We start from the raw sequence: 7,710 nt of genomic DNA on the forward strand, positions 1-7,710 counted from the left end.
CGATTAGAGGCTTCGAAGGGCTGTCATAAAGTTCTCGATCTTGCGGGTCGACGAGGTTTTGCCGGATTTGAGGTTATGCTCGATGCATAATCCGGAGAAGAAGGACAGCACCATCTCCGCAATTGCAGAAGGAGCCATCCTGGGTCTTTCGGCTTCGATGTTCATGGCGAGAAGGCGCTCTAATAGTGCCCGATTCTCCGTCACGACCCCATAAGCCTCATCCGGCAGGATAGCGAACTCCCTCATAGAGTTGACAGAAAAGCACCCCTGCTGTTCCCGCTTGTTGAGAGGACCATTCTTGAGAAAAGTCTCGACGTTCTTCCAGCCAAGAGGCTCCTTGATGAGAATCCCTCTCTTCTCTTGGCTCTCAAGATAGTGCCGAAGACAAGCAACAAAAAGATCTTCCTTGTCACGGAACTCGGCATACAGCCCTGATTTGTTCACGCCTGTGGCTCGTTCCAGGTCTTGAAGGGTTGTATCTGAGAAACCGTGCTTCCAGAAGACAGGCATCGCCTTCTCCAGCACTTCCTCTCGACTAAAGTTCTTTGGGCGCCCCATAGACAATTATCCAATAAAAAACTAAATAGTTCAATATCTTTGCATCTTCGCCACATCGACATCATCGTATAGAACTGAATGGTTCAGAACCGTCCGACACGATCGGGCAAGATCGCTACCGAATCGGCTTCGTGAATTGTTCCGAGAATAACAAAGGAGATTTTATGTCTAAGTTAGCGAAGAAAGTGGCACTCGTTACCGGCGGTTCCCGGGGCATTGGCGCAGCGATTGCGAAGCGGCTGGCTGCCGATGGAGCAAGCGTAGCCATCACGTACGCGAAGGACGCCAGCGCGGCCTCGGCCGTAGTCAAAGCGATTGAACTCGGTGGCGGAAAGGCCATCGCGATCCAGGCGGACGCTGCCAACGTCGAAGCAGTCAAGGGTGCGGTCGAAAAGGCCTTCTCGACTTTCGGCCGACTTGATGTGCTTGTGAACAATGCCGGCACGGCAATTCCGAAACCGTTCGAGGAGTCGACGCTGGAGGAGATGGATCGCGTGCTCGACATCAACGTCCGCGGCATATTCGCCACCACGCAGGCGGCGCTGAAGCACATGAAGGATGGCGGTCGCATCATCATGGTCGGTTCGGCGGTCGGCGAGCGTGCTGCTGCGCCCGGGCTTGTGCCCTACGCGGCCACGAAGGGAGCTGTCAAGATGTTTACTCAGGCACTGTCAAGAGAGGTCGGGAGCCGGGGCATTACGGTCAACAACGTCCAGCCGGGTCCGATCGACACGGATTTGAATCCCGCCTCGGGTGATTGGGCGGTACCGCAGAAGGCCGCCACAGCACTCGACCGCTATGGGCGCGCTGAGGAGATCGCCGCGATGGTGGCGTTTGTCGCCGGTCCGGAGTCCTCGTACATTACAGGGGCCAATCTTACCGTGGATGGCGGAATGAACGCTTGAACCAACGCGCACTCAGTCAATGGGCCTTACGACAGACGTCTCCGAGCTGACCTGATTGAGAGCCGACGACCTAAAGGAGTCGGCTCTCCTTCGACTCCAGGTGCCGTACTCGTCTTATCCGCTAGCTGACTGGCAAGAGAGAGGACAATGACCACACTCCAAAACAAAACTGCGCTCGTGACGGACGCATCGAGAGGTATGGCCGAGCAACCGCACTGGCGCTTGCCCGGGCAGAGGCACACGTCGTGGTCCACTATGGCCGCTCTGCGCAGGAAGCTGAATCTCTCGTGGCCGAAATCAAAACGAAGGGCGGCCGCGCCGATGCAATTTCGGCGGACCTAGGAACTCCGGATGGCGCGTTGCTGCTCGCCAAACAGGTGCACTCCATTGTCGGCGATCGACTGGATGTGCTTGTGCTCAACGCCGGAATCAGCAAGGCGGCAACTATCGCTGACTACACGGTAGAGGAATTTGACAACCTCTTTACCACAAACGTCCGAGGTCCGTTCTTCCTGGTACAGCAACTCCTGGCGCTTCGCTGCGGTTGATTCGAACTGCTAATGCGGTACAGGAAGGGCGCCAAAGTGCAAGATTTTCGGGTACACGTTCGGGTAGACGTCAGTTCGCCTTAATTTCGACAAGCTACGCTAAAATACGGGTGGGAACGGGTTTAGCTGGTCCACGAACTACGCTCAATTTCCCTTATTTATCATAGATTTACGGTGTTCTCAGGAAACTCAAATCCGTCGAAAGCAATTCCATGGGGGTTCGATTCCCCCTCCCGGCACCATCTAACTTATGTGTTTTCAATATATTGCAGGGGAGGGAAGTGTTGAAGGTGGATCCTCCGGTACAGTGGATATCTGGCGTGTTTTCAATAGTTTGAAGATTTCACCTTCTCGGCCTGACACAGTCCTCTATATATAGTTAGCCTCACTTACTCCTGATTACGCGCGGCGGATAATCGGTCCGCTAAAGACATTCCTACGGTGTATGGTTAAGCGGAATAGTTGATTGGGATCGGGAAGGGGATTGCGATGGCCTTGCGCCGGTCGACGTCACCGGTGCCAATTGGGGAAGATTGAGAGGGATTGCTCAGGGATCCCGAAACCAACCCGACCGATCCCCAAGAACATAGCATTGTCATTGGCTTTCCTGCCGGGTAGCGCGATCGCAGCTGGTTAGCACTAGGAGGGGAGAGTAGTGGGACTGTCTTGGCAACAAGGTCCGCTCTCACCGGGAGCAGTCGGCCGGTTCCTCGTGCCAGAACCGCTGCCCAAGAGATTGCTATACGCCGAGCCCTTGCGCCGCCGTATGCGCGTACGCTTCGGTGGAACCTGGATCGCCGATAGCGAAGACGTCCTCCTGCTCTTCGAACCCGGCCACTATCCTATGGCCTACTTTCCAGAGGCCGACGTCTCTCCAGACACACTGCAACGCAGCGAGCATACCACCCGGCATCCCGACCTCGGGCTGACATCCTGGTACACCGTCCGGGCAGGCGAGAAGAGTGCTTCGCGAGGGGCGTGGCAACACACCGACCTGCCCGCCCACGCGAGCGAGTTGCAGGCACGGGTAGCGTTCGCCTGGCCGGCCATGGACGCTTTTTACGAGGAAGATGAACGGATCGTCGGCTATGCCGCTGACAGTTACCATCGCATCGACATCCGTCAGGCCTCCCGTAGACTGGTGGTCCGCCACAATGACCGCATCATCGCCGACACCAAGCGACCGGTAGTCCTCTACGAGTCCGGCTTCGCGCCACGCTGGTACGTTGAACACGCCGACGTCGACGAGTCTACGCTGACCCCCGTGGAACACCAGACCTTCTGCCCGTACAAAGGTCTGTGCGGCTATTACGACATAGGTGGCGCACGTCTGGCGGCATGGTTGTATCCTGACGCCTATCCTCAGGTCGGCCGTATCTCTGGCATGGTGTCGTTCGAGCCGGACATCGTCTCGGTACAACTCGACGGCATTCAGCTCCGTCTCGAGCCGGGTCAGACAGTAATTTCACACGGCGCAGATCGCGACCTCACTGTCGCCGAGGCGCTGCCGCCTGACAACGACTAAGGGAGGTCCCTCTAAAGTGGGCGACATGCCTCGACTACTATCGGTGAACGTTGGACTTCCACGCAATATCGAGTGGAAGGGGCGAACAGTGCACACCGCGATATGGAAGGATCCCGTGCCTGGCCGTTGTCGGGTCGGCCGGTTGAATCTTGACGGAGACGGTCAAGGTGACCTGGCCGGGCATGGGGGGGAGCAGCGCGCCGTCTTCGTCTATCAGATCGAATCGTATCGTTACTGGCAGGAGCAACTGAGGAGGGCCGACTTCGTCCACGGACAGTTCGGCGAGAACTTCACGATTGAAGGATTGCCCGACGATGCCGTGTGCATCGGCGACCGATATCAGATTGGCAGCGCGCTGTTCGAGGTCACGCAACCTCGCGTTACCTGCTATCGCGTCGGCATTCGGATGAACGAGCCCCGGATGCCGGCATTGCTGACATCAAGCGGACGGCCGGGGTTCTACCTGCGCGTGCTGCAGGAAGGCGAGGTCGGCCCCGGCGGCGAAATCGTGAAGGTGGGAGAGGGGAAAGAGCGAATGACCATCGCAGAGATCAACGCGCTCCTCTATTCGCCCGATCATGCGCGCGATCGACTGGAGCGGGCCCTGCGGATCGAGGCGCTTTCGCCCGGATGGCGCTCGTCGTTTGAGGCGTTACTGAAGAGCCAAATGAGCGGTAATGCGGGGCTCGTGCCGGAAGCAGCTGCGCATCCGGCTTCACCGGGATTTCGACCGCTTGCGGTGACGGCGATCGATCATGAGTCCGACGACGTCCTGTCGCTAACGATGCAGAGCCCGAACGGTCGGCCGCTGCCCACGGCGATGCCTGGCCAGTACGTGGTCGTGCGTCTTCAAACGGCCGCAGGCGGCCCGCCGATCTTTCGCAGCTACTCGCTTTCGGGTCCCCTCTCGACGGAGCGCTATCGGATCAGCGTAAAGATCGAACCGAATGGGGCGGCCGGAACTTACATGCGGGAGCATGTGCAGGTGGGCGATGCTCTCGACGTCAGCTCGCCACGCGGAAGCTTCATTCTGCAGTCGGGAGAGCGGCCGGTGGTGCTGCTCAGCGCGGGAATCGGGGCAACGCCGATTCTGGCGATGCTACACTCGCTGGCGGCCGTGCGCTCGACACGGCAGGTCTTGTGGCTGTACGGAGCTCGTGATGGAGAGCATCATCCCTTCGCCGCCGAAGTTCGCCGCCTCATGCCCGCGCTCACGCACGGCCGCAGCTACGTTTGTTACAGCAGGCCCGGCTCGCGCGACAAAATGAGCAAGGATTTTGACGCGACCGGTCACCTGTCGCGATCGGTCTTCGACGAGGCCGGCGTTCCGCGAGAGGCGGACATCTACCTCTGCGGACCGAATCGCTTCATGGCAGACATGAAAGAGGAGCTCGCAACGTTGGGCGTTGCTCCGGAGCGGATTCACGTCGAAATCTTCAACGGCAGCGAATCGATGACCCCTGGTGTCGTCGGCGGAGTGATGCGGGGTCCGCATCTGCCCAAAGATGACGCCAACACCGGTCCGCTGGTATCGTTCGCGCGCAGTGGCATCGCCGCACACTGGAAGGCGTCGGTCTACCAGAGCATTTTGGAACTGGCCGAGGCATGCGACGTCCCGGTCCGTTGGTCGTGCCGGACCGGTGTTTGTCACAGCTGTGAGAGCGGTTTGGTTTCGGGCGCGGTCGTCTACGGACCGGAGCCACTCGAAAAACCCGCCGACGGCAACCTTCTCGTTTGCTGCTCACAACCGATTCGCGACGTTGTCATCGATCTGTGAAGCTGACCGGGATTCGATTTCTACAGCCGGCGAGGCTAGTTCGCGGTGGCATTCTCTTCACGTCTTCTTCTCTGGTAAGCAGCCACCTTGAGCTTGTTACCACAGATGTTCATACTGCACCACCGACGGGAGCCTTTCTTACTCGTGTCAAAGAAATGAACGACACACGATTCGCATTTGCGAATGCGCGATGATTCAGTTTCCGCGAGAAGGTCTGCCGTGGCATCGATGATCGGCGCCCAGAGGTCGGTGGGCTTACGAGGATCGAACAAAGTCTCCCGAACCACCTTCCCATTTCGCTTGTGAAGCGAAGTACGGAGAGGATATTGAAACAACAGAGAATTTGCTTCGGCGAGGAACGAATCGCTCGGCGACGATGCGCTCTCTATCCGCAAAACAGCATCCCTCAATCTTTCTCTGAATGCGATTAGCTGCTCCAGGAAGGCAGTTGCCTCGGTTGAACGGCGCCAGCCTCGGACGATGGCCTTAGTCTTGGCCGAGGTCACCATCCCCGAAGCGATCAACCACCTTTCGAGTGCTCGACAATCCGAAAGCAACTCCGTGGGGCCGTCTGCAAGGACAGGCTTTGTATTCAACAAATCCAGGATTGGCTTGTTTGCCACGAATAGGAACCCATCGATCCATTCGTTCACCTCTTGAGAAGCAGCGCGCATAAGTCCTCTTTAAAAATATTTTGCAAAATAATTATAACACCGCTAATGCATCGTTTAGAGGTGTAATGTAATCTCACTCCTGTAAGCGGGACCTTGCGTTCCCGGGAAAGGAAATCACCATGACAACGTTTCAACACGCGACTGTTCACGGCCTCAAGATCTTCTATCGTGAGGCAGGCTCAAAGGTTTCTCCAACCATCGTGCTGATGCACGGTTTCCCAAGCTCGTCGCACATGTTCCGCGACCTCATCCCGCAGCTGGCAGCCAAATTTCACGTGATTGCTCCTGATTATGTGGGCTTTGGCTATAGCGATGCGCCGGACGCAGGTAAGTTCGATTACAGCTTCGACAATCTATCCGCCCATATAGAGGAGCTGCTCTTCGGTGTCCTCGGCCTGAAGAAGTTCAGCATCTACGTACAGGATTGTGGAGCACCAGTCGGCTATCGAATTGCCTCCAGGCACCCGGACGCGATCGAAGGCATCGTAGTGCAGAACGGGAACGCCTATGCCGAGGGCATTGGGGCGGCCTTCGACCCCATGAAACCGTTCTGGGCAAATGGCAATTCAGAAACAGAGAAGCCTGTACGAGACCTGCTCAAAAAAAGAAACAACCATCTTCCAGTACACGCACGGAGTGAAGGATGTTTCACGGATCAGCCCTGACTCATACACCGTGGATCAGCTCTTCCTTGATCGCCCAGGAAACGACGCCATCCAGCTGAATCTGCTTCACAACTATCAATCGAATCTCGCACTCTACGATGGCTGGCATGAATTCTTTCGGAACAAGCAGCCGAAGACCTTGATCGTGTGGGGAAAGAACGATCCCTTCTTTACCATCGAGGGGGCGCAGGCCTACCTACGAGATATTCCCAACGCCGAGCTTCACCTGCTCGATACAGGCCACTTTGCACTTGAGGATTCGTGCGAATTCATCGCGCAGCAAATCGTAAGGTTCTTTGCGTGACGGAGACCGTAGTCTCCTCGTATCTTCCACTTTGAATTACCAGAAAGGATGAGAGTTATGGCTTTCTCAGAAAACGCCACGGTAGTAGTGGTCCACGGAGCGTGCGCTGACGGTTCGAGTTGGCAAGCAATCGTGCGCCCGATCGAGGAGCGCGGATTAAATGTAATTGCCGCGCCGATTCCTCTCACAAGTGAGATATTTCGCAGTTGATCACACTACGTTGCTCACCGCGCCAGACAAGGTTGTAGAGATCATCCTTGAAGCGGCTAAAGCGACGCTTTCTTAAACAAGATATGGATATGGAAGGAGAAAAATTTATGCGCGCCATCGTACTCGATCACTTTGGAGGTCTGGACAGTCTGGTCATCAAGGAGATTCCCGAACCAGAACCAGAACCAGGCAAAGTCGTTATTCAGGTCAAGGCATTTGGAATCAATCATGCCGAGATGCACATGCGTCGCGGAGAATGGGCCGAAGCAGCGCCGGTCAGCGGCATTGAATGTGTCGGCATCGTAAAGTCGTGTCCCAGCGGCGAGTTTTCCGTCGGTAGCAAGGTTGCCGCTTTGATGGGCGGTCTGGGAAGAACCATCAATGGCAGCTATGCCGAGTACACGCGTGCCGACGTTAACGGTGTGGTGCAACTTGAGTCGGACCTTCCCTGGGAGGAACTAGCAGCCCTTCCTGAGTCTTACGCGACAGCATGGACGTGCCTCTTCCGCAATCTGGAGCTCGTGAAAGGCCAGACATTGCTGAT

Annotated in this window: 9 protein-coding genes; 7 read left to right on the forward strand and 2 right to left on the reverse strand. The window is 56.7% G+C overall.

From position 1 onward, the window contains the following. Positions 1 to 3: 3 nt before the first annotated feature. Complete coding sequence (locus tag Q363_RS20690) at positions 4 to 558, reverse strand: TetR/AcrR family transcriptional regulator (RefSeq protein ID WP_035354296.1); 555 nt, start codon at positions 556 to 558, stop codon at positions 4 to 6. 164 nt (positions 559 to 722) lie between these two features. Between Q363_RS20690 and Q363_RS20695 the strand changes: the two genes are divergently transcribed. The 4 genes from Q363_RS20695 (at position 723) to Q363_RS20710 (ending at position 5,313) form a co-directional block, all read left to right on the forward strand. After that, the gene (locus Q363_RS20695; RefSeq protein WP_035354299.1) at positions 723 to 1,463 is read left to right on the forward strand and encodes an SDR family NAD(P)-dependent oxidoreductase; all 741 of its coding nucleotides are present in this window, start codon (positions 723 to 725) and stop codon (positions 1,461 to 1,463) included. A 245-nt stretch (positions 1,464 to 1,708) separates the two neighbouring features. Continuing rightward, the gene (locus Q363_RS38685) at positions 1,709 to 2,011 is read left to right on the forward strand and encodes an SDR family NAD(P)-dependent oxidoreductase (RefSeq protein WP_245632357.1); all 303 of its coding nucleotides are present in this window, start codon (positions 1,709 to 1,711) and stop codon (positions 2,009 to 2,011) included. A gap of 655 nt (positions 2,012 to 2,666) precedes the next feature. Further along, on the forward strand, positions 2,667 to 3,536 hold the full coding sequence (locus tag Q363_RS20705; RefSeq protein ID WP_035354302.1) for a DUF427 domain-containing protein: 870 nt from the start codon (positions 2,667 to 2,669) through the stop codon (positions 3,534 to 3,536). Between the two features lie 25 nt (positions 3,537 to 3,561). Further along, on the forward strand, positions 3,562 to 5,313 hold the full coding sequence (locus Q363_RS20710) for an MOSC and FAD-binding oxidoreductase domain-containing protein (RefSeq protein WP_035354305.1): 1,752 nt from the start codon (positions 3,562 to 3,564) through the stop codon (positions 5,311 to 5,313). Between the two features lie 35 nt (positions 5,314 to 5,348). On the opposite strand, the gene Q363_RS36470 is transcribed toward Q363_RS20710, so the two are convergent. Beyond that, positions 5,349 to 5,987, reverse strand: a complete 639-nt coding sequence (locus Q363_RS36470; protein ID WP_051979083.1) for a CGNR zinc finger domain-containing protein — start codon at positions 5,985 to 5,987, stop codon at positions 5,349 to 5,351. 119 nt (positions 5,988 to 6,106) lie between these two features. Between Q363_RS36470 and Q363_RS44440 the strand changes: the two genes are divergently transcribed. The 3 genes from Q363_RS44440 to Q363_RS20725 all read left to right on the forward strand — a co-directional run. After that, on the forward strand, positions 6,107 to 6,652 hold the full coding sequence (locus Q363_RS44440; protein WP_245632358.1) for an alpha/beta fold hydrolase: 546 nt from the start codon (positions 6,107 to 6,109) through the stop codon (positions 6,650 to 6,652). Positions 6,653 to 6,662: 10 nt separating this feature from the next. Then, positions 6,663 to 6,956 (forward strand): alpha/beta fold hydrolase, encoded by a 294-nt coding sequence (locus Q363_RS44445; RefSeq protein WP_245632359.1) that lies wholly within the window; start codon positions 6,663 to 6,665, stop codon positions 6,954 to 6,956. 257 nt (positions 6,957 to 7,213) lie between these two features. Continuing rightward, on the forward strand, positions 7,214 to 7,710 hold a 497-nt coding region (locus tag Q363_RS20725), incomplete at its 3' end, for an alcohol dehydrogenase catalytic domain-containing protein (RefSeq protein WP_245632360.1).

This window comes from Edaphobacter aggregans DSM 19364 (genome assembly GCF_000745965.1).
Classification (GTDB): Bacteria; Acidobacteriota; Terriglobia; order Terriglobales; family Acidobacteriaceae; genus Edaphobacter; species Edaphobacter aggregans.

What these genes read in the sequence shown, in the direction of transcription:
- Q363_RS20690 (WP_035354296.1), bottom strand. Translation starts at nt 558, where the DNA reads ATGGGGCGCCCAAAGAACTTTAGTCGAGAGGAAGTGCTGGAGAAGGCG.
- Q363_RS20695 (WP_035354299.1), top strand. Translation starts at nt 723, where the DNA reads ATGTCTAAGTTAGCGAAGAAAGTGGCACTCGTTACCGGCGGTTCCCGG.
- Q363_RS20710 (WP_035354305.1), top strand. Translation starts at nt 3,562, where the DNA reads ATGCCTCGACTACTATCGGTGAACGTTGGACTTCCACGCAATATCGAG.
- Q363_RS36470 (WP_051979083.1), bottom strand. Translation starts at nt 5,987, where the DNA reads ATGCGCGCTGCTTCTCAAGAGGTGAACGAATGGATCGATGGGTTCCTA.
- Q363_RS44440 (WP_245632358.1), top strand. Translation starts at nt 6,107, where the DNA reads ATGACAACGTTTCAACACGCGACTGTTCACGGCCTCAAGATCTTCTAT.